Annotated in this window: 18 protein-coding genes; 2 read left to right on the top strand and 16 right to left on the bottom strand. The window is 37.0% G+C overall.

Features of this window, described 5'->3' with window-relative positions; all coding sequences use genetic code 11:
• Positions 1 to 6 precede the first annotated feature (6 nt).
• From JFT89_RS21150 to bdhA, 6 genes are all read right to left on the bottom strand, one after another.
• Positions 7 to 1,320: a D-arabinono-1,4-lactone oxidase gene (locus JFT89_RS21150; protein ID WP_201040555.1), complete on the bottom strand. Its 1,314-nt coding sequence runs from the start codon at positions 1,318 to 1,320 to the stop codon at positions 7 to 9.
• The gene (locus tag JFT89_RS21145) at positions 1,308 to 2,480 is read right to left on the bottom strand and encodes an amino acid deaminase/aldolase (protein ID WP_002063802.1); all 1,173 of its coding nucleotides are present in this window, start codon (positions 2,478 to 2,480) and stop codon (positions 1,308 to 1,310) included. The genes JFT89_RS21150 and JFT89_RS21145 overlap by 13 nt, the downstream gene beginning before the upstream one ends.
• Before the next feature lie 113 nt (positions 2,481 to 2,593).
• Positions 2,594 to 3,595, bottom strand: a complete 1,002-nt coding sequence (sph, locus tag JFT89_RS21140; protein WP_002063801.1) for a sphingomyelinase C — start codon at positions 3,593 to 3,595, stop codon at positions 2,594 to 2,596.
• 76 nt (positions 3,596 to 3,671) lie between these two features.
• Entirely contained in the window at positions 3,672 to 4,523 is an 852-nt protein-coding gene (gene cerA / locus JFT89_RS21135) for a phospholipase CerA (RefSeq protein WP_002063800.1), read from the bottom strand.
• A gap of 264 nt (positions 4,524 to 4,787) precedes the next feature.
• Positions 4,788 to 5,132, bottom strand: a complete 345-nt coding sequence (locus JFT89_RS21130) for a potassium channel family protein (protein WP_000948238.1) — start codon at positions 5,130 to 5,132, stop codon at positions 4,788 to 4,790.
• A 118-nt stretch (positions 5,133 to 5,250) separates the two neighbouring features.
• A complete protein-coding gene (gene bdhA / locus JFT89_RS21125) occupies positions 5,251 to 6,303 on the bottom strand; it encodes a (R,R)-butanediol dehydrogenase (RefSeq protein ID WP_016097235.1) in 1,053 nt (350 codons plus the stop codon).
• Between the two features lie 226 nt (positions 6,304 to 6,529).
• Between bdhA and JFT89_RS21120 the strand changes: the two genes are divergently transcribed.
• Positions 6,530 to 7,684: an MFS transporter gene (locus tag JFT89_RS21120; RefSeq protein ID WP_016097234.1), complete on the top strand. Its 1,155-nt coding sequence runs from the start codon at positions 6,530 to 6,532 to the stop codon at positions 7,682 to 7,684.
• A 284-nt stretch (positions 7,685 to 7,968) separates the two neighbouring features.
• On the opposite strand, the gene inhA2 is transcribed toward JFT89_RS21120, so the two are convergent.
• From inhA2 to JFT89_RS21070, 10 genes are all read right to left on the bottom strand, one after another.
• Positions 7,969 to 10,362, bottom strand: coding sequence for a M6 family metalloprotease immune inhibitor InhA2 (gene inhA2 / locus JFT89_RS21115; RefSeq protein ID WP_201040554.1), 2,394 nt, complete (start codon positions 10,360 to 10,362; stop codon positions 7,969 to 7,971).
• Positions 10,363 to 10,662: 300 nt separating this feature from the next.
• Entirely contained in the window at positions 10,663 to 11,310 is a 648-nt protein-coding gene (fsa, locus tag JFT89_RS21110) for a fructose-6-phosphate aldolase (protein WP_000667669.1), read from the bottom strand.
• Between the two features lie 38 nt (positions 11,311 to 11,348).
• Complete coding sequence (gene rbsB / locus JFT89_RS21105; RefSeq protein WP_002159286.1) at positions 11,349 to 12,272, bottom strand: ribose ABC transporter substrate-binding protein RbsB; 924 nt, start codon at positions 12,270 to 12,272, stop codon at positions 11,349 to 11,351.
• A 14-nt stretch (positions 12,273 to 12,286) separates the two neighbouring features.
• Positions 12,287 to 13,222, bottom strand: a complete 936-nt coding sequence (locus JFT89_RS21100; protein WP_002029798.1) for an ABC transporter permease subunit — start codon at positions 13,220 to 13,222, stop codon at positions 12,287 to 12,289.
• Between the two features lie 3 nt (positions 13,223 to 13,225).
• On the bottom strand, positions 13,226 to 14,710 hold the full coding sequence (rbsA, locus tag JFT89_RS21095) for a ribose ABC transporter ATP-binding protein RbsA (protein WP_002063794.1): 1,485 nt from the start codon (positions 14,708 to 14,710) through the stop codon (positions 13,226 to 13,228).
• Between the two features lie 18 nt (positions 14,711 to 14,728).
• Positions 14,729 to 15,124, bottom strand: a complete 396-nt coding sequence (gene rbsD, locus JFT89_RS21090; protein WP_002125248.1) for a D-ribose pyranase — start codon at positions 15,122 to 15,124, stop codon at positions 14,729 to 14,731.
• Positions 15,121 to 16,017, bottom strand: a complete 897-nt coding sequence (gene rbsK, locus JFT89_RS21085) for a ribokinase (RefSeq protein WP_201040553.1) — start codon at positions 16,015 to 16,017, stop codon at positions 15,121 to 15,123. The genes rbsD and rbsK overlap by 4 nt, the downstream gene beginning before the upstream one ends.
• A gap of 13 nt (positions 16,018 to 16,030) precedes the next feature.
• A complete protein-coding gene (gene rbsR / locus JFT89_RS21080; RefSeq protein WP_002029805.1) occupies positions 16,031 to 17,002 on the bottom strand; it encodes a ribose operon transcriptional repressor RbsR in 972 nt (323 codons plus the stop codon).
• A gap of 138 nt (positions 17,003 to 17,140) precedes the next feature.
• Positions 17,141 to 18,754, bottom strand: a complete 1,614-nt coding sequence (locus JFT89_RS21075; protein WP_201040552.1) for an MDR family MFS transporter — start codon at positions 18,752 to 18,754, stop codon at positions 17,141 to 17,143.
• A gap of 19 nt (positions 18,755 to 18,773) precedes the next feature.
• Complete coding sequence (locus tag JFT89_RS21070; RefSeq protein ID WP_078176722.1) at positions 18,774 to 19,250, bottom strand: MarR family winged helix-turn-helix transcriptional regulator; 477 nt, start codon at positions 19,248 to 19,250, stop codon at positions 18,774 to 18,776.
• Positions 19,251 to 19,521: 271 nt separating this feature from the next.
• Between JFT89_RS21070 and glpT the strand changes: the two genes are divergently transcribed.
• Positions 19,522 to 20,871 (top strand): glycerol-3-phosphate transporter, encoded by a 1,350-nt coding sequence (glpT, locus tag JFT89_RS21065; RefSeq protein ID WP_002063790.1) that lies wholly within the window; start codon positions 19,522 to 19,524, stop codon positions 20,869 to 20,871.
• Positions 20,872 to 20,922 lie beyond the last annotated feature (51 nt).

The following is a 20,922-nucleotide window of genomic DNA, read 5'->3' as shown; positions in this document are numbered from 1 at the left end:
ACTTTGTCAGCTTTTTTTCATAATCGTAAATAATTTTTCAGTGTAAGGATTTAAAAACATTCCTGTTTCATCTAATGACTTCCTCACCTTTAGAAACAAATATAGTTTTGGATATATATTTTGTAATTTCTCGTACGTTAACGTATGCATTTTCCCCCAATGCGGGCGACCTTCATACTTTAGAAAAATTTTCTCCACTTCACCAAAATAAGCAGCATACGTCATACCTTTATACATATGAACAGCAATATACGCTGAATCTCTTCCGTACGCTGGACTGAGCCATATATCATCACCTTTCACATAACGGCATTCAATCGGGAAGTGTACCTTATACTTTTTCTTTTCAATAAGATTTGAAATCTCTTCTACAACAGTCCTCATATACTTTGAAGGAACACTATACTCCATTTCATAAAATGGAACTGTACGTGATGTAGCGAACACTTCATAGCTTGCGCCAATTATTTTCGTGTTCGGTACAGCCTTAGCTGATAATCGACTTACTCCCTTACTTATAGAAGGAAACCATTTACACCCTTTCGATAACAAAGAGAACATCCTATTTTCAAGTAACTCCACCTTTAGTTTATGCCATTTCAAATCACTTTCTTTACTCGTTGTTTCGTTTGTAAATTTCACTTGCACTTCATCTGAATAAGGAAAAACGAAAAATTCAAAATGACGATTCTTCTTATATTCTTCTAGTTTGTTCATTACAGTAGATAATGCTTGTTTTTCACTTCCATAAACAAGCGAATACGCTGGGATAACCTTCAATTTGAGCTTTACAATGATACCTAGCATTCCAAGCGATAACTGAAATGCTCTCCAATATTCGACGTTCTTGGTTTCTGAACAAACTATACTCTCGCCTGTAGATAAAACTGCCGTAATCTCTATAACTTGTGTTGATAAACTCCCAAATGTAACACCCGTGCCATGAGTCCCCGTACTAATCGCTCCTGCAATAGATTGCGAATCAATATCCCCTAAATTTTCTTGCGCATAACCTTTTTCCTCAAGTAACTTCCCTAAGTCATGTAACTTTGTTCCTGCCCACACTTCAACAGTCATCTTCTCTGCATCGATATTTGCAATGCCCTTCAATTCATCTAAAGAAACTAAAATTTCTTCCGTTTGCACGAGAGGTGTAAAAGAGTGCCCTGAACCGACAACACGAATTTTCTTTCCCTTTTTTCGTGCAAGCCCTACAACTTCTACTACATCTTGTATACTTTTTGGATACATCGTATAATACGGCGTTCCTTCTACATTCCCTGTCCAATTTCTCCATTTTTGTCCCTTTATAGAAAGCATCGTCCATCCCCCCGATATGTTGAATACTCCCCAGCAATCTCTCCTTTTTTAACGCGATACAAAACAGGAAAGCGTTCACATAACTCTCCAGCTTTACTATGGCGAAACAAGATAGAATCTCCTATATCCACTCGTTCCTCACCGTTATAAAAAATTGGCGTTTGCACTTCACCAGCACCTTCTAACGCTAATAGTCTTGCACCACCCGGCCTCCAAATCTCAGGCTCTTTATCTTTACCAACTGCGCCTGAAGCAATATATCCACCACCGAGGCAAGTATAAATAAACGGAGCTGGTTTACGCACAACGGGTAAAGCAAATCCGACAGCTGGCTGAAATTGTACTTCTTTATAATAATCAAATAGTTTCGGGGAATAAAAAGCAGAACCTATTGTAATCTCTGAAACTGAGTTATCTTGCTCAGTTGTTTTTATACTTCCTGTTCCTCCCCCATTTACAAATCTTAGTTTAATACCAAGGTTTTGTATTTCTTTTACGATACGTCCCCTTCTTTCTTTAACCTCTAATACTGATTTCTTCTTTAAATACGAAACCACTTTACTTTTCATCCATTGATTCGGTATATGATCCCCCACCCCAGCAATTTGAGCCTCATATCCCATTACACCATCTAGTATTAAATATGATGAGCCCTTCACCTTTCCTACTATTTTTAAAGCACTCTGCACATCTTTTACCGGTGATCTTTTTACACCAAAATGAAATTTTAAAAAACGACTACTCATATCAATATCCAAACAAACGCGAAAACAACCTTTAGACTTCTCAGCAATTTTTTCTAAATAAACAATATGTTCTTCACAATCCACCATACAAGTTATACTGAGCCCTTGCTTTGTTAGCAAACTAATTTCATATAAAGCTCTTTCATCATAAGCAGGATATCCGAGCAATAAATCATTAAATCCTTGTTCAATTAAAAACAAAGCTTCTCTAGGGGAAAAACACATAATACCTTGAAACCGGTCATTTGCTGCTAAAATCTTTTTCATAATTGGAACAGAGCGTAACGATTTACTCGCTATACGAATCTTCTTATCTCCACTTAACTCTATAATCGATTGAATATTTCTCTCTAAAGCCACTTCATCTAAAAATGCACACGGTAATGGAACTTCCTTAAAAATTCCTCTATCCACATTTTTCTCTCCTCTTCTATATATGTCTTATACATATTGGAAAGAAAAAATGATTTTCCTGTTTGCAAATAAAAAAAGTTTCTTCTTCACGAAGAAACTTTTTTAAGACTACTCTATTTCATAGAAATAGTCGCCTCTACTGGATAATGATCAGAGTAATCATTATACGTATATTTTTGGAACCATGAAGTAACAGACCATTCTGGAGATTTCGGTTGTAAAACGTTATTCTCTATATATGATGGATTCGCATGATCCTTACTTGCAATAATATAGTCCAAATACTCGGCCGGGCTATCAGGGAAATTATATTTCGCAATACTATTTGTCGTTGCATCCCAAGTTGCTGTATGTCCTGTATAAGATGGAACAGACGCATGTAATGTTTTAAACATCGATGCATACTCTGAATTGCTATTATTCTCAGCATTTATTTTATTTACATTCATATCACCACCAATTAACACATACTCGTTATTTGGTATATTTTTATTTTTAATAAACTCTTGAATTTCTTGTAGCTGTTTTGTACGTACAGATGCTGGCGAAGTGTTTCCACACATACTATCTTCAGCTTGTAAATGAGTCCCAATCACATGTACAAAACGATCATTTTTCTTAACTTTTGTGTATACAAATCCTTTATTTGATAAGTTATCTGGTCCGCATCCTTTTTCAAATACATATTGAATCTTTTCAACGATTGGCCATTTACTCACGATCGCAACACCCCCATCTTCAGGAGTCGAAGATGAATAGTTCCCTAATGTTTTATCCCATTCATTTCCACTACTACGACCTAATACCGCCGTTTGATTTGGATATTCTCTCTTCAAATTTCCTAACAAACGATCTGAGGCACTATTATCAAACACTTCATTTAATATAACAACGTCCTGATTCTTTATATAATCTGCCGCTCCAATTAAATCAGCACGCTCATTTTGTCCCCAGTTCGGATATAAGTTTGTTGATAGCATGTACACATTATGCGTCATCACTTTTAATGTATTATTTTGATTTACAGACGTTTCTGCTTGAGCCGAAGATCCGCTATATAAAGCTCCTAAACCAATCCCAAAACTGAGTGCGCCTTTTAGCAATTTACCTTTCACGTTTCATACCTCCATGTACTGTATAGTGATAAAAAGGCCAAATACTCTATTCTGAGATTTGACCTTTTTCAAATACTTAACGATTTCCGTACGTATCAAACCAAAGCTGGATGTATCCAGCAGTAACACGTTGTGCATCCATTAAACGCTTACCTGTCATTGGTGTAACTTCAGCGCGCCATTTATCTGCGTAGTCTTGTGATACAGCTGCTTTTACGAACCAATCTGTCGTATTATCATTTACAATACCAGAGTAATCTTGTTTCGCAGCTACTGCCGCTCCGTGAATCCAATCTTCTGGATTTGTACCTTTCCAGTTCCAATATCCATCTCCATCCGTTACTTTATAATTATCTTTTATCGTATCTACAAAGTTTTCATATTTAGAATGGAATCCTTGTGGATACGAAAGATTTGTAAAGTTTGCCGCATGCATCGGTTGATTTACATCTCCTAAATAATGAAGAGATAATCCTAAATAGAAGAATGCTTGTTTCATATCTTTATTTTTGTATGACTCACCAGCTAGTTTGAAATATTTAGCACCTGTTTCCTTTGCCTGCTTTGCAAATGGAATATAAGTCTTCCCATTGTCTGGGTCATAGAAGTGTGAAGCAAATGTGCTATTATCATAATAAGGATTTTCATAGTCAGCAGCATAAATACCGTTCTCTAACTCCGTACGCCATTCATTTAATAGTGCAACTTGACCTTGTTTTACAAGTGTCGTATTACGAGACATAATATCCATTGCACGGTTTACAATCCATAAATGAGAGTTTACGCCTTCTTTATGCTTATCTTCAGCAGACCAGCGCGGAATAACTCCAACTCTCTGTCCTCCATCGTTTTCATGAGCAAATGCAACGCTTTGTAATGGCGCTACTAACGTAATAGCTGCTGCTAAAGCAAGAACTTTCTTTTTCATCTGAAATCCTCCATTTTATAATTGAATTATTGTTCATATTTTGTTAGGATCCTATGATGTCTTCCGGTTAACCTATGACTAGAATATCCCACCTTTCACAAAATTTCTATCAATAAATTAAAATATGCAAATGTTCATATCACTATAACTTTATACATAGTGAACGTAATGAATGAATACACTTACATTTTAATAAAGTATTGTTAAGCTACTGCAAATACTTGTCTAAATTAATGTAAAAAAAGAGTAAAGCGATTAACCGCTTTACTCTTTTTTTCTTTTCGATAATATACTTGGCAGTTGCACATTAACTGCTAATTTATGAATAAATCCAAACACTAATCCAATCCCGATAAATATGTATAAGATCGTAAATACCTTTCCAAAATCAGTTTGCGGACTAAAATTCCCATCACCGACAGTCGTCAACGTGACCACACTAAAATATAAAGCATCAAGAGGACGTAATCCTTCAACTGTACTATAAAAAATCGTACCAGATGTTAATGTTAAAAATGTTAATACGAATAATACTTGAAATTCTTTATCTTTCCACGCTCGTAAACAAGCTTTTAACATCCGTTTCAATGTCAACATGAATGAAAGCATTAGACTTCCCCTTCCAAACAAAATACCTTTAGTTAAAGGAAAGTCTACCACTTTTCAGTATAGAAAAAAAGTAGCCCTTTTCTATTTCTAGACAAGGGCTACTTTCTTCTATTATATATTATTTAGGTGAAACAAGAATTTTTACTTGTTTTTTATCTTTTACAAGTGCTTCAAATCCTTCTTCAACAACTTGATCCACTGTGATTTTTTTCGTAATTAATTTCTCTGCTTGAATTTGGCCAGAGCTAATTAATTTAATAACAGCTGGGAAGATATGACGGTATCCAAGAATACCGATAACTTCTTTTTCTTTTAATACAAGGTTGTTTGGAGTAATTGTCGCATCTTTTTCCCATACACTAACAATTACAGTTTGGCCTTCAAAGCTTGTACTTTCAATCGCTTGACGAAGTACTACTTCAACACCTGTTACTTCAAAGCTCACATTTACACCTAAACCATTTGTTAGGTTACGAATTTCTGCTAGTACATCTTGAGTTGCTGGATTTAATACGTAATCAGCACCTGCTAATTTAGCTAGCTCTTGACGTTCTTTAGAAAGTTCCACTGCGATAACAGGAGTTGCTCCTGCTGCTTTTGCTGCTTGGATTACAAGAAGTCCAATCGGACCACAACCAAATACCGCTACAGCTTCTCCCTCTTTTAATTTACTTTGACGTACTGCATGAACTGCTACTGCTGCTGGTTCTACAAGCGCACCTTGCTCATACGTCATTTCGTCTGGAATATGATGAACCATATCTTCTGGTACTACTGTATATTCAGAGAAACCGCCGCCTTCTCCGCCAAGACCGTGGAAAACAAGTTGTTCACAAACATTGTAATGTCCGTGTTTACAAGCTTCACATTTACCACAAGAATAAATTGGTTCTACAACGACGCGATCTCCCACTTTATGAGAAGTAACGCCTTCACCGATTTCAACTACCTCACCACTAAACTCATGACCTAAAATAACCGGTGCTTTTACGTGTGTTAATGGGTGCTCTTCTGTTGGAATAAAAATTGGCCCTGCTAAATATTCATGCAAGTCTGTCCCGCAGATACCACACCATTTAACTTTAATTTTCACTGCTCCTGGTCGTACAGTTGGTTCTGGTACTTCTTCTACTCGTACATCACGTTGATTATGCCAAAGTAATGCTTTCATTTTAAACATCCCTCTCTATGTATATACTTAACCTAGTGAAGTTTACAAATCTATTATAATACTTCTATCCATATATTTCAAAAAAACAATCTCATTCCCACTAAATTTTAACAAATAACGTTCAATGTTTTGTCACTTTGTACTTTTTTCCACATCTGTTAATGCTAATTTCATTGCAGTTGAAATTAGCATTATGCCATAATAGCATAGGAGAGGTGAATATCGCTTGAAATATTTTATTTACTTTATTGTTATCGTAGCGTTTTTAGATACATTTTCACAATTACCTATTATGAGTACTTTCGCTCAAAGCCTTGGAGGAACTCCTCTTGTTATCGGGCTAGTTGTCGGTATGTACTCATTCGCTAATATGATCGGTAATATTATTGCTGGAGCCGCTGTCGATAAATTTGGTGCAAAAAAAATCCTTTATATAAGCATGGGAATTACGAGTTTCATAGTCTTGTTATACACCGTTGTTCAAAGTGGTGAACAACTATTAGTTGTGCGCTTTATGCACGGTTTTAGTGACGGATTTTTAATTCCTGCTGCCTTTACATTTTTATCAAAGCAAACAAATTCAGCAAAGCAAGGTAAGGCAATGGCTCTATCTGGTGCTGCCGTTGGAACAGCGGCAATCGTAGGACCTGCTTTTAGTGGCATTATGAAAGCAACAGCTGGTATAGAGTGGGTGTTCATTACCATTTCTATTTTAATGGTCCTTGGTACAATCGTATCCCTATTCTTCTTACCAAATAACGTATCAAGAAAAGATACATCAAGAACTCAAATGATGAACAAAGAAGATATGATTGAGCTATTGAGATCTGAACCGTTATTGCAAGCATATATTGGTGCTTTCACGCTAATGTTTTCACAAGGAATTGTCACGTATATGTTACCAGTAAAAGTTGAGGCGTTAGCACTTAAAGCATCTACAACAGGCATGATGTTAAGTGTATTCGGAATTACCGCTATCCTCTTCTTCTTACTTCCAACAAATCGCATTTACGATCGATTTAATCGTTCAAAACTAATGCTAATCGGGATTGCAGTAATGGCACTAGCGTTATCTTTACTCGGATTATTTGCAACAAAAGGCATGCTCTTTATCGTTATGATGATTTATGGAATTGGATTCGCTATCCTCTTCCCAGCAATTAATGCTTTACTTGTTGAAAATACGACAGATGGTAACCGAGGGAAAGCATTCGGATTGTTTTATGCATTCTTCTCATTAGGAGTTGTCGCTGGATCCTTTACAGTTGGAGCAATCGGGGCATCACCTAGCGCTAGCTTCGTTATCGGAACTGCATTTTTATTAACATTTGCTGGAATGATTTATGTAAGAAGCAAAGTAAAAAAGACAATGATGGGTTAATTCCATCATTGTCTTTTTTTCGCCTAATATATATTAATTTTGCATATAACCAAGTAATACTGTAAATAAACTTATTTATAACAGCAATACTACTTTCTCTCTTTAAAAAAGAAACTAAATAAATACCAACGATACTTCGACAATTTCCTCGGAAATATTTCCTTTCCCCACATAATTTGATACACTACACATAGATAAACAGTTGTATTACACAAGCTAAAATAATAACTTAATGTACAAATATAAAAGCACACTCTTCATATGAAGAATGTGCTTTTATTTTATTAACGTCTAATCCAAACAGCACCTGCAGACTTATCATCTGCTTGTCCAACAACTTGGAATTTAAGACCAAGGTTTGGAACTTTGCGTCCTGCGTCAGCAATTTGTTTGTTGCTGTATACTTTTGAATCATCAAAAGTTGTAACACCTTGTAATCCAGAATAGTTAAACTGTCCACGTGTTAATGAATTTGCACTCCATGCTGGTGTTTGATCAAATGAAAATGCAGCGTCTGCAATTTGCATACCTGTATTACCGTAAGTTGGTCTTCCGTTTAAATTGCCAACAAATGCTTCTGGATGTGAATCTACAACACCAAGGAATCCTTCACCTGGATGCACCCCAACCCAGTTATCTTTGAAGCTATCATCTGCATACCAAACGACAAGACCTGTATTGTACACCGGACCTTTCCCTGCTTTTAATCCATTATCTGATCCCGCATAGTTTCTCCACTCTAGATAATAATAATGGGGTTTCTGTTCTGTCCCATCAGAAACAACGAATCCATTTAACTTCATTTTAGACTGTCCTTCTGCGTCATCTGAAAATACTAATTGTCCATCAACTGTTACATTTACATTATCCATTGCGAAACCTTTATATGTTAAAGCTGGATCTGTAATATAGTCGAATTGTAGTTTAACTTTCTTCCCTTTAAATTGACTTAAATCGTATGATTTATCAATCCATTTTCCATCTGTTGTATCTTTATCTTCTTGGACTATGTTTTCTCCCAATCTATCAATTAATGTTTTCGTTCCATCTTCAGTTACAGCATGCACTTCGACAAAATCGCACTCTGCTTCTAACTCATAATTTGCTTTATAATCGAATTTTGCATTTGTTCCTTTTGTTAAATCAAAGAATGGTGTCTCTAGTGTTGTATGCATATCATCTCCTCTTGTACTATAATATGCATGCTTTCCAAACTCCGGTTTAATCGTTTCAACACTTTTACCTGGTAAGTTAACACGTACAACGCCTGGACGATTGGATTTCGTAACACTTTGATCAATATATGTAGGAACGCCTACACCACTCTTAATTTTATCGTAATCTACTTCTAAAATTTTTGCCCAGTTGCCGCCCATATTCTTTTGTAAGAAGTCTTTATTTTGTGGTGAGAAACTAGTTGGCTCTGTTCCTGCAATTTTCCCTGTCCAACTACCTCCACTCATTAATGACCACGCTTCAACAGGTGAACCCATTCCAGTATATTTCGTGTCATATTCATCCGGTAAGCCAAGGTCATGTCCAAATTCATGCGCAAATACACCTACTGCTCCATCTTCCGGTTCAATTGTGTAATCATGCGCTGCTACTTTTCCACCAAAGTAATCTACCTTTGATTTTGTACCTTCAATCGCTACTGGATCTGTTGCTAATTTTGAACGATGTGACCAAATCGCATCATCACCTAATTTACCGCCACCAGCTTCTTGACCAACACCAGCATGGATTACCATTAAATGATCAATTACACCATCAGATTCATTTTGATTACCATCACCATTTGTATCATATCTGTCAAATTGATCAAATTGAGATAAATCTAATCCCTTTTCAGCTGCCACATTTAAAGCTTCCTTCACTAAATCACGTGCGCCTTTTGGTCCTTTATTATCGTGACCACTACTACCATCAGCACCGTAGTCAGACGCTTTTCCTGGAACAGTTAGCCACTCCGTTACATATCCATCTGTCGTATAACTTCCACCAGACTGCTCTTCATAATATTGTTTAAACGTTTTTACTTTTGAACCATCAAATAATGTGTACGGTTCATTACCAAATAACATTTTTTGATAATGCTCTCTACTAAAGTCATTCGAATACATATATCCTGGTGTTTGATCAATATTATTATGTTTATAATCACTAAATTCAACGAGTAATACTAATACTTTATCAGTTCGAACAGACCCTTTATACGGCGCTTGCTTTGCTTTAGAAGTTGGGACTTGTCCATTCAGTTGTTTTTTATTTGGTTCTGGTTTTTGCTCAGGACTCACATTTTTTTCAGGTTTCTTTACTTTCTCCTTTTCCTCCATTTTCTTCTCTTTTACTTTTTTCACGAAATCAGATGCCTCTTTAGCAGTATCCGCCGGAAGAATTTCTTTATTTGCCTGATCCCCTTGCTTCTTTTCAATATATTGCTCTACAGCCTTTTTCGTCTCTTCTTTAGAAGAGGCTGGATTAATCGTTCCTCTTTCTTTCAGCGCTTCTGCTAAACGATCTTCTTGAATTAAATTATGATCAATTGGCGTTGTAGACACACTTTCTTTTGCTGGCGTTTCTGCGTATGCTAACGGAGCACTCATTACAGCTGAGCATCCGATGAGTGTCGCGATCGTTAATGATGACAACACTTTAAATGGCGCTTTTTTTCTCATTTTACTCATCCCCTTGTATCAATCTTAAACTTCAGATAAAAATACGTAATCTATCCTCCCTTGTATAATAAAAGACATGATTCTATAAGAAATAAGCTTTCTGTTATAGAATCATGCCCTCCAGTTTTCTGGTCAGACCCTCTATCTTTTTTATGTCGAAATGTGAAAAATAAAGAGTGATTTGTATATATTAAATAGCTTATATTAAAAATTTAAAAGACAATATGCACAATTGCATGAAAATTCTTTCAAACAAAAAAAAGAACCCAAGTTAATTAAACTTGGGTTCTCCATTTCGTATTATTTCTCTTGTGTTTTTTCCCAATCAGCTAAGAATTTCTCAATTCCTTGATCTGTTAATGGATGCTTCACTAATGAAGCGATTACGTTTGCTGGGATTGTTGCAATATGTGAACCGTTTAATGCTGCTTCTGTTACATGAACACTGTGACGTACAGATGCTGCAATGATTTCTGTTTCAATGCCGTGAATTGCAAAGATTTCTGCGATTTGGCGAATTAAGTCCATACCGTTATGACCGATATCATCTAGGCGACCTAAGAACGGTGAAACGTATGTCGCACCAGCGCGAGCTGCAAGTAATGCTTGCACTGCTGAGAATACTAATGTAACGTTTGTACGAATTCCTAAATCTGAGAATGCTTTTACTGCTTTTAAGCCTTCTGTTGTCATTGGAACTTTTACAACAACGTTTGGAGCGATTTTTGCTAACTCTTTTCCTTCTTCAATCATTTTATCAGCTTCTAAGCTAATTACTTCTGCGCTTACAGGTCCTTCAATAAAGCTGCAAATTTCACGAATACGCTCATGGAAATCTACGCCTTCTTTTGCTACAAGTGATGGATTTGTCGTTACTCCAGCTACTACACCTAATGCATTTGCCTCTTTAATTTCGTTAATGTTTGCTGTATCAATAAAAAATTTCATTTGTTATTCTTCCTTCCTAATTTTCATTTTATATTTATTTATTTTTTCTTAATAAGCTCTAATTCAATCGGAACAAATTTGTCCACTTTTTTACCTTGTGTTATTTCTTTCGCTGTTTCCATCGCCTTCTCTCCGATTAATTCCGGTTTTTGAGCGACTGTTGCTGCCATGCGCCCATCTTTAACCGCTTTTACAGCATCGTCCGTTGCATCAAATCCAACAACGACTACGTCCGTTTTGCCAGCAGATTTCAACGCCTCAAGTGCGCCTAATGCCATTTCATCGTTATGAGCAAACACTGCTTTTATATCGCTATTTGCTTGCAAAATATTTTCCATAACGGATAGCCCTTTTGCACGATCGAAATCAGCTGCTTGTTTTGCTACTACTTTTAAAGACTTATCAGCTACGTTATGGAATCCTTTCCCACGCTCACGAGCAGCAGACGATCCAGGGATTCCTTCTAACTCAGCAACATTTGTTCCTTCACCAACTAATTCCCGAATGTAATCACTAGCCATTTGACCACCTTCGACATTGTTAGAAGCAATGTGAGAAACAACTTTACCTGAATTCGCAACTCGGTCTACTGTAATAACAGGAACATTGGCTGCATTGGCTGCACTTACCGCTGAAGCAACAGCATCTGAGTCGGTTGGATTAATAACAACTACATCGACACCTTTTTGAATTAAATCTTCAACATCGTTTGTTTGCTTCGCTGCATCATTTTGTGCATCAACAGCAATTAGTTCAATGCCACTATCTTTTGCTTTCTTTTCTGCACCTTTTTTCAACGTGACGAAAAATGGATTATTTAAAGTGGAAACAGAAAATCCAACTTTAATAGTTTTATTTCGACCTTTATCGCTAGAATCCTTTGCCCAATCTGGTGGTTCCATTGAACAACCAGCAGTAACTACCATGATGCATGCAACGAGTATCAGTAACCATTTTTTCATGAATTGCCCCTCCATTACGCTTCTTTTCGACGATCAATTAGTACAGCTAGTAAGATTACAAGTCCTTTTACAACTTGTTGGAAGAAAGAAGATACACCTAATAAATTTAAACCGTTATTTAGTACACCAATAATAAGCACACCGATGAATGTACCAACAATCCATCCTCTTCCACCTGAAAGACTCGTTCCTCCTAACACAACTGCAGCAATTGCATCCAATTCGTAAGAAGTACCAGCAGTCGGCTGTGCAGAATCTAACCTTGATGTTAAGACAATACCTGCAAGCGCTGCCAAAATTCCGGAAAGACCGTAAATCATTACTTTAATTCTCGTAACATTAATACCTGATAAAGCTGCCGCTTCTTCATTTCCACCAATCGCAAACGTACGGCGACCAAACGTTGTTTTCTTTAAAATAAAGTACAGTACTGCAAAAGCGATCATCATTGTAACGGCTGGCACAGGAATACCAAGGAAATAACCACGGCCAAACATTTGGAACATTAAATGATCACCAAGACCAGTGATCGGACGTCCGTCCATATAAACAAGCGTCAACCCGCGAAAAATAGTCATTGTTGCTAAAGTTGCAATAAACGGAGCTACTTTTCCCTTCGCAATAATGATGCCGTTTACAATCCCCATTGCAAGACCTGCTAATAATCCAACTACCATTGCAAGGAACGGATCCATGCCACTTGCCATCATTCCGGCAACAAGTGCACTTGATAATGCTAAAATAGAACCTACCGATAAGTCAATACCCCCTGTTAAAATAACGAAGGTCATTCCAAATGCAATGAGTGCATTAATCGATACTTGGCGCAGTATATTAAATAAATTTGGAATTTCAATAAATGCTGGATTTAAAGCTGTAATTACCACGATAATTAATACTAACCCAATTAAAGAACCAAGTTGTTGTAATACATTCCCCTTCTTAGCCATATCTTACTCTCCCCCTGTAGCTAGTGCCATAATAGACTCTTGCGATGCCTGATCTTTCTCTAAAATACCACCGATTTTCCCTTCATGAATAACGAGAACACGATCACTCATTCCTAAAACTTCTGGAAGCTCAGACGATACCATAATAACGGCATCACCCTGCTCAGTAAGCTTATTCATAATAGAGTAAATTTCTTTTTTAGCCCCAACATCTACACCTCTCGTTGGCTCATCTAAAATGAGTAACTGCGGATGAATACCTAGCCATTTTGCAATTACAATCTTTTGCTGATTTCCACCAGAAAGAGATTTTACAGCTTGCTCTCCGTTTGCTGCTTTCACATTAAGAAGCTTCATCATATCCTCTGTAAATTGCTGTTCTAAACCTTTATTAACAACGCTTCCCTTTGAAAGACTTTCTAAATTTGGTAAAGCTAAATTTTCACGAATCGAAAAATCTAACACAAGCCCTTCAGATTTTCTATCCTCTGTAATAAAGGCAATTCGTTGTCTAATCGCATCAATTGGACTATCAATTTTTACTTCTTGTCCATTCATGAAAATTTTTCCTGAATCGAGCGGTTCATATCCAAATATTGCTTTCATAATATCCGTGCGACCAGCTCCCATCAAGCCCGCAACACCAAGGATTTCACCTTTTCTAACTTGAAACGAAACATTTTCAAATTTCCCCTTTTTCGTTCCGTTACGCATTTCAAAAATCACTTCGCCAATTTGACTATTTCGCTCTGGATAACGTTGACCAATACTGCGCCCCACCATCATGCTAACTACTTCATCAAATGATGTTTCCGGAATTAATCTCTTCCCTACATATTCTCCATCACGCAAAATCGTAATGGCATCACATATTGAAAAAATTTCTTCCATCCGGTGTGAAATATAAACGAATGAAACGCCCTCTTTACGTAATTTATTAATAACAATAAACAGCGTTTCAATTTCGCGATCTGTTAATGCTGCTGTAGGTTCATCCATAATAATAACGCTCGCCTTTGTCATTAATGCTTTAGCAATTTCAATAATTTGCTGTTGTCCAACTGATAATTCACCTGCTAGCATAGCACCTCTCACATGTAGACCAAGATCTGCTAATTGTTGCTGGGCAATCGCGTTCATTTGACGCGTACGTAAAATGCCCGTTTTCCCATACATTAACTCTTTTCCAAGAAACATATTTTCAGCTACCGTTAAATTCGGTAATATGTTCAACTCTTGATGGATAAATGCAATACCATACTCTTCAGCTTCTTTCGCATTTTTAAAAGTTCGTTCTTTCCCATCAATCATGACTGTTCCACTGTCTTTTTTATATACACCTGTTAAAATCTTCATGAGCGTCGATTTCCCCGCTCCATTTTCCCCCATCAATGCATGGACTTCTCCTGTTTCAATCATAAACTGTGCGTTTTTTAGAACAGGATTACCACTGAACGCTTTTGAAATGTTCTTCATTTCAATATGCATTCTCATCACATCCCTTTATTAAAAAATCACGCCTGCATGTAAAATAACATTCGCATAAGGCGTTGCTTCTCCTGTACGAATAATCGCCTTCGCTCTCTTTGTATGCTCTTTAAATTCCTTATGAGACACATATTCAAATGCTGGCTCTATTAATCGCATCTCAACTTCTTTATTTACCTCTGCATTATTTATAATAACTTCTTCTGCTAACATCACTTTTTCAATTGCCATATCATCAGCAACAACTTGTAATACGTCTAAAAAACTAGGTTTTCCGATTTCAACTGCTAAATCAATTCGTTTTACTCCATCAGGAATAGGTAACCCGCAATCAGCAATTACAATCGTATCTGTATGTCCAAGTGAAGCAAGGACCGCCGCAATTTCACTATTTAATACACCGTGTTTTTTCATCCGACAATCACCTGCACTTCACGAACTCTATCTCTCGTTGGCATACCGCCCTGTGCCCCAAGTTTCGTTACAGAAAGACCACCAGCAATGTTCGCAAAACGAATTGCTTTTTGAAGTATTTCTCCTTCAGAAAGTGCAACTGCTAGCGCGCCGTTAAATGTATCACCAGCTCCAGTCGTATCTACTACATCTACAGCAATACTTGGAACTTGAACAACTTCCGTTCCGTTATGGAAACGAACACCGTTAGACCCTTCCGTCATCAATAGCTTATTTGGATATTTCGCAAGTAACTCTTCAATTGGTGATGTGAAATCATTTAATACGATGCGGCATTCATGTTCATTCGGCGTAATATAAGTCGCTTTTTCTAAAATATCTTCTGATAAGATTTGTGCTGGAGCCGGATTCAACATAACTGGAATTTTATGCTCCTCACAAATAGCCAGAACGTATTTTACTGTTTCAAGCGGAATCTCTAGTTGAAGAACAACCATATCTGCTTTTACAATAAGGTCTTTTGAACGATCTACAATCGACTCATTTACAAGAGCATTTGCTCCTTGTACGACAACAATACTGTTATCCTCTTCTGCTAAAACGATATGAGCGATTCCTGTCGTCCTATCTGTAACCGGTACCACATAGTCGATAAAAATGCGTTCGTTCTCCAAATTTTTTCTAACTACTGTTCCGTAATCATCATTTCCTACTGCACCAACCATCGCTACATTTGCTCCTAATCTAGCTGCAGCAACTGCTTGGTTGGCCCCTTTTCCTCCTGGTATCGTATGAAACGCTTCACCAATTACTGTTTCTCCTGCTTTCGGCCGTATTTTTGAAACAGCCACTAAGTCCATTGAAATGCTACCTACTACTGCAATATTTGGCATCTGTCTCATCTCCTTACTTCGTTGTATTTCGTTCTATAATTTCAATCGGTAAACGATAGTGTTTCTCTTCTAATGGATTTCCTTCCATCTGCTCTAACAACAATTCTGTTGCAATTTTCCCCATTTCATAAATTGGCTGTGCAACAGTCGTAATAGATGGATACATCATTTCAGTTAAAGAAATTCCATCGAATCCAATAATTTGTAAATCGTTTGGAATAGAAATTCCCTTTTGAAGTGCAGCCTTTACAATACCAATTGCAATTAAATCATTCCCAGCAACAATTCCATCAATATGTGGATATTCTTCTAATAATTCCACCGCTACCTGTTCACTATTAGCTGGATCGAATGTACTCTCTGCAATCATATAAGAAAGATTATTTTGCGTAATAACGTCTACAAAACCTTCAAAACGTTCATTAGCTGTGCTCACATCACGCGGTCCACGAATATGTGCAATATGTTTACACCCTTTGTCTATTAATAACTTTGTCGCCGCCTGACTCCCTGCATAGTTATCTGCATATACAGTAGGAATGCGCTCATTAAACATACGGTCAATCGCAACAACTGGAATAGACAAATTCATGTAATTAACACTATTTTGTGGATTCGTTGCTACAATAAATCCGTCCACATTATTTTGTCTAAGCACATCAATGTATTGCTTCTCTTTTTCTAAATTTTCATCAGAGTTACAAAGTACAACTGTGTAACCTTGCTTATGTGCTACATCTTCTACAGCACGTGCAACTTCCGGAAAGAATGGATTCACGATATTTGGAACAACTAAGCCAATTAAACGAGACTTTTTATTATATAAAGAACGCGCTACTGTACTAGGCTTATAATCTAGCATTTCAATTGCTCGCTCTACTTTCTTTAATGTATCCTCATGGACATATCCATTTTTATTTAACACTCTGGAAACGGTCGCAACAGATACCCCTGCTAATTTTGCAACGTCTTTAATCGTACTCATTCTCTTTTCTCCTCATTTCATGTAACCGTTTACAGAAAATAATATAACGCATTTATAAAAATACGTCAATCATTTCTAACTAAAAAGCTTTTAAGGTTATACTCAAAAAAAGCATCGCCATAAGGCGATGCTTTTTTATTACGAATATGATACAGTTTTTTCCTTTTCTTCTACAGCAGGCTCTTCAGCACCTTTTTTACGATCAGACAGTTTAATTTTCTGTAAGAAAATCGTAAAGATAGCACCTACTACGATAAATACCAATCCTGTTAAGAATACAGTATGAAGTGAGTCCACTAAAGAGCTTTTCAAAATTGGTACGATGCTATTAGAAAATGCTTCTGGCATTTGTTTTAATGCCTCTGGACTAAATAGCATAGAATATAAACTTTGTGGATCTGTATGAATCATATCTTTAAATTTTGTTACCATTTGTCCCGCTTCTTTTGGGAATGTGTCTAATACAGGTACTAATTTATTTGTTAACGTTGTGCCTGAAGTGTTATTCATAATTGATCCTAAAATTGTAATCCCAAACGTTCCACCGATTTGACGGAAGAATTGACTTGATGATGTTACAACGCCAAGATCTTTTTTCGGGAAGCTTTCTTGTAATGCTAATGTTAATATCGGCATAACAAGACCCATTCCTAAACCGATAACCATCATATAAGAAGTAGCGGTAAGCTTAGTTGTGTGCATATCCATCGTTGTTAATAACCAGAAACCACTAGCCATAATAAGCATCCCTGTAATAATTTGTGGTTTCACACCAATTTTTAATACAAGCTGACCACCAATAATACTCATAACGATCATTGTAATCATCATCGGTGTCATAATCGTTCCTGATTCAGCAGCACTTACGCCTACAATTCCTTGCATAAAGAACGGTACGAACATAATTGCTCCAAACATTCCGATACTCATAAAGAAACCGATCGCATTCAGTAGTGTAAATGTACGGTTTTTAAAGAAGTGCATCGGTAAAATTGGTTCTTTAGCCTTCATTTCAACGATAACAAAGCTAACAATACCAATGGCAGCTAGTGCAAATAACCCGATAATTTGCCAAGAACCCCATGCATAATCTTTCCCACCAAACGTTAACGCAAGTAATAAACTTACAACACCGAGAATCATCGTGAAGATTCCAGCGATATCAATTTTAATTGGTCCTGTTTGTTTATGTGCTTTTAATCCCATTGCAATGAAGATTGTCGCTAAAATACCAACTGGTAAGTTAATATAGAATACCCATCTCCAGTTCACTGCGTCTACAATCCAACCACCAACTTGTGGTCCAATTACAGAGGCAAGACCGTATAGAGCTCCAAAAATACCTTGCCATTTAGCACGTTCTTTTCCCGTGAACATATCTCCGATAATAATCATAGCCATTGGCATCATAATACCGCCACCAAGACCTTGAATACCACGGAAAATAATTAATTCTGTCATACCGTTTGCCATACCACATAACGCTGAACCAACCATAAAGATAATTAATCCTGCTATATATACGTTACGACGCCCAAGTAAATCCGCTAATTTACCTGCAATCGGTACAACCGTTGTTGATGTTAACATGTAAGCTGTTGTTAGCCATGTCATTAAACTTAATCCACCTAGTTCACCGACGATACGCGGCATTGCTGTACCAACGATTGTTCCGTCCAATGCAGCAAATAGCATTGCGATTACTAAACCGATTAACAACAACTTTCTATTCTGATTTTCTTGTTGCTCCATGTAATCTCCTCAATTCCTCTTAGTTTTTCTCTTTTTTCTCTTTTTTCTCTTTTTTCTCTGGTTTCCCGCAAATAATTGTTTCTAGCTTTTCAAAGAGGCGCAACAAATCTTCTCTCTCTTGTAATTCTAAGTGTGAGAAGTATTTTGCAATATGCTCATTACGAGCCGCCATCGCTTCTTCTACTGTAGCTTTCCCCTTCTTCGTTAGCTCAATGACAACAACGCGGCGATCATTATCGTCGTGATAGCGCTCTACTAACCCATGATCAATTAAACGATCAGTCATTACTGTAATCGCGCTCGGTTTCACGTACATTTTCTCCGCCAATTGTGTCGCTCTTGAAGCTCCGTAATGATCTAAAATCTTTAAAATATAAAACTGCGGTGGTGTAAGTCCTGATGCTTGCATTTGTTCTAATAGCTCTGTTTGCATTTTCTTTCCTATAGCGAATGTAAGAGCTTGAATCTTATCAATATGAGTCATATCATTTGGCATGTTATCCACCTCTTATTTAAGCAATAAAATATTTAACGTATTTAAATATTAATCCCGCAAACAAAATACGTCAACAACTTTCTTTATAAAAACGTTTACATTTTTGTCACAAAGTTGTATAATTTTCGTCGAAGTTAATATTGACAGTCACGGAGAATCGGAGTATATGGCTATGAATCATAAAAAAGGGAACTTTTTTATATTTCATAGCCTTTTTGTATTCTCTCTGTCTTAAAACGCTTCCAATTAATTAGGGGAGGATTTTCATTTTATGTTTTTCACACAATTATTTAAACCTGCGCCCCACGCAGAACGCTTACCAGCTGACCGCACTGATAGCGAATACCGCAAATTGCGTTTGCAAGTATTCTTAGGCATCTTCATCGGTTATGCGGGTTACTACTTTGTTCGAAAAAACTTTTCACTCGCAATGCCATACTTAATCGAACAGGGCTTTAGTAAAGGGGAACTTGGGGTTATCCTTTCAGCAGTATCTATCGCTTACGGATTAAGTAAATTTCTTATGGGTATCGTATCCGATCGTTGTAATCCTCGCTACTTTTTAGCAGCTGGGCTATTTTTATCCGGTATCATTAATATTATTTTCGGCTCATTTTCTTTCATTACAACGAGCATTATACTTATGTTTGTACTTCAGTTTTTAAATGGATGGGTACAAGGTATGGGATGGCCTCCTTGTGGTCGTACGATGGTTCACTGGTTCTCCGTTAGTGAACGTGGTACAAAAATGTCTATTTGGAACGTCGCTCATAATGTCGGCGGCGCGCTTATGCCTTCTCTCGTTACATTAGGCTTATATTTCTTTGCAAATGACTGGAAAAGTATATTTTACTTCCCAGGTATTCTTTCAATTTTGGTGGGGATTTATGTATTAATTACGATGAGAGATACACCTCAATCTTGCGGATTACCTTCTATTGAAGAACATACTGGGGAATATCCATCAGATGAAAAAGTAGCGGACCGTGAACGCGAACTTTCGGTAAAGGAAATTTTATTTACATACATATTAAACAATAAGTTTTTATGGTACATCGCTATCGCTAACGTCTTTGTTTATTTCGTTCGTTACGGCGTTGTAGACTGGGCTCCTACTTATTTAGTAGAAGAAAAAAGCTTTACTCACAGTAGCTCACGTACAGCTTATGCTCTATACGAATGGGCTGGTATTCCAGGTACACTTCTTTGCGGATGGATGAGTGATAAACTATTTAAAGGGCGCCGCGCACCTGCTGGCATTCTATTTATGGTCGGTGTATTCATTGCCGTTCTTGTTTACTGGCTAAATCCTGCTGGGCATCCAATCATTGATAGTATCGCACTTGTTTCCATTGGATTTTTAATTTACGGACCTGTTATGCTAATTGGTCTTCACGCGCTTGACTTAGCACCCAAAAAAGCTGCTGGAACTGCCGCTGGGTTAACTGGGTTCTTCGGTTACCTAGGGGGAGCTACTTTTGCTAGCGCAGCTATGGGCTTTATTGTAGATGGATTCGGATGGGACGGCGGATTCATTTTGCTCCTTGCTTCTTGTGTGCTTGCAATGTTCTTCCTTGCTCTTACTTTAAATACAGGATCTGCTAAATCAAAAGAAGTTTAAACAAAATATAATGTGTAGAAAAATAAACATAAAAATAGCTCTCAGCATTTA

This window comes from Bacillus sp. TH25 (genome assembly GCF_016650935.1).
Taxonomy (GTDB): domain Bacteria; phylum Bacillota; class Bacilli; order Bacillales; family Bacillaceae_G; genus Bacillus_A; species Bacillus_A mycoides.
The sequence above is the reverse complement of the archived record's forward strand: the minus strand, read 5'-3'. Positions and strand labels throughout refer to the sequence as shown.

Coding starts and splice junctions, on each gene's coding strand:
- JFT89_RS21075 (WP_201040552.1), bottom strand. CDS start 18,754: ATGGAGCAACAAGAAAATCAGAATAGAAAGTTGTTGTTAATCGGTTTA.
- rbsD (WP_002125248.1), bottom strand. CDS start 15,124: ATGAAAAAACACGGTGTATTAAATAGTGAAATTGCGGCGGTCCTTGCT.
- rbsK (WP_201040553.1), bottom strand. CDS start 16,017: ATGCCAAATATTGCAGTAGTAGGTAGCATTTCAATGGACTTAGTGGCT.
- bdhA (WP_016097235.1), bottom strand. CDS start 6,303: ATGAAAGCATTACTTTGGCATAATCAACGTGATGTACGAGTAGAAGAA.
- JFT89_RS21150 (WP_201040555.1), bottom strand. CDS start 1,320: ATGCTTTCTATAAAGGGACAAAAATGGAGAAATTGGACAGGGAATGTA.
- JFT89_RS21100 (WP_002029798.1), bottom strand. CDS start 13,222: ATGGCTAAGAAGGGGAATGTATTACAACAACTTGGTTCTTTAATTGGG.
- rbsB (WP_002159286.1), bottom strand. CDS start 12,272: ATGAAAAAATGGTTACTGATACTCGTTGCATGCATCATGGTAGTTACT.
- JFT89_RS21070 (WP_078176722.1), bottom strand. CDS start 19,250: ATGCCAAATGATATGACTCATATTGATAAGATTCAAGCTCTTACATTC.
- inhA2 (WP_201040554.1), bottom strand. CDS start 10,362: ATGAGAAAAAAAGCGCCATTTAAAGTGTTGTCATCATTAACGATCGCG.
- rbsR (WP_002029805.1), bottom strand. CDS start 17,002: ATGAGTACGATTAAAGACGTTGCAAAATTAGCAGGGGTATCTGTTGCG.
- fsa (WP_000667669.1), bottom strand. CDS start 11,310: ATGAAATTTTTTATTGATACAGCAAACATTAACGAAATTAAAGAGGCA.
- cerA (WP_002063800.1), bottom strand. CDS start 4,523: ATGAAAAAGAAAGTTCTTGCTTTAGCAGCAGCTATTACGTTAGTAGCG.
- JFT89_RS21130 (WP_000948238.1), bottom strand. CDS start 5,132: ATGCTTTCATTCATGTTGACATTGAAACGGATGTTAAAAGCTTGTTTA.
- rbsA (WP_002063794.1), bottom strand. CDS start 14,710: ATGCATATTGAAATGAAGAACATTTCAAAAGCGTTCAGTGGTAATCCT.
- glpT (WP_002063790.1), top strand. CDS start 19,522: ATGTTTTTCACACAATTATTTAAACCTGCGCCCCACGCAGAACGCTTA.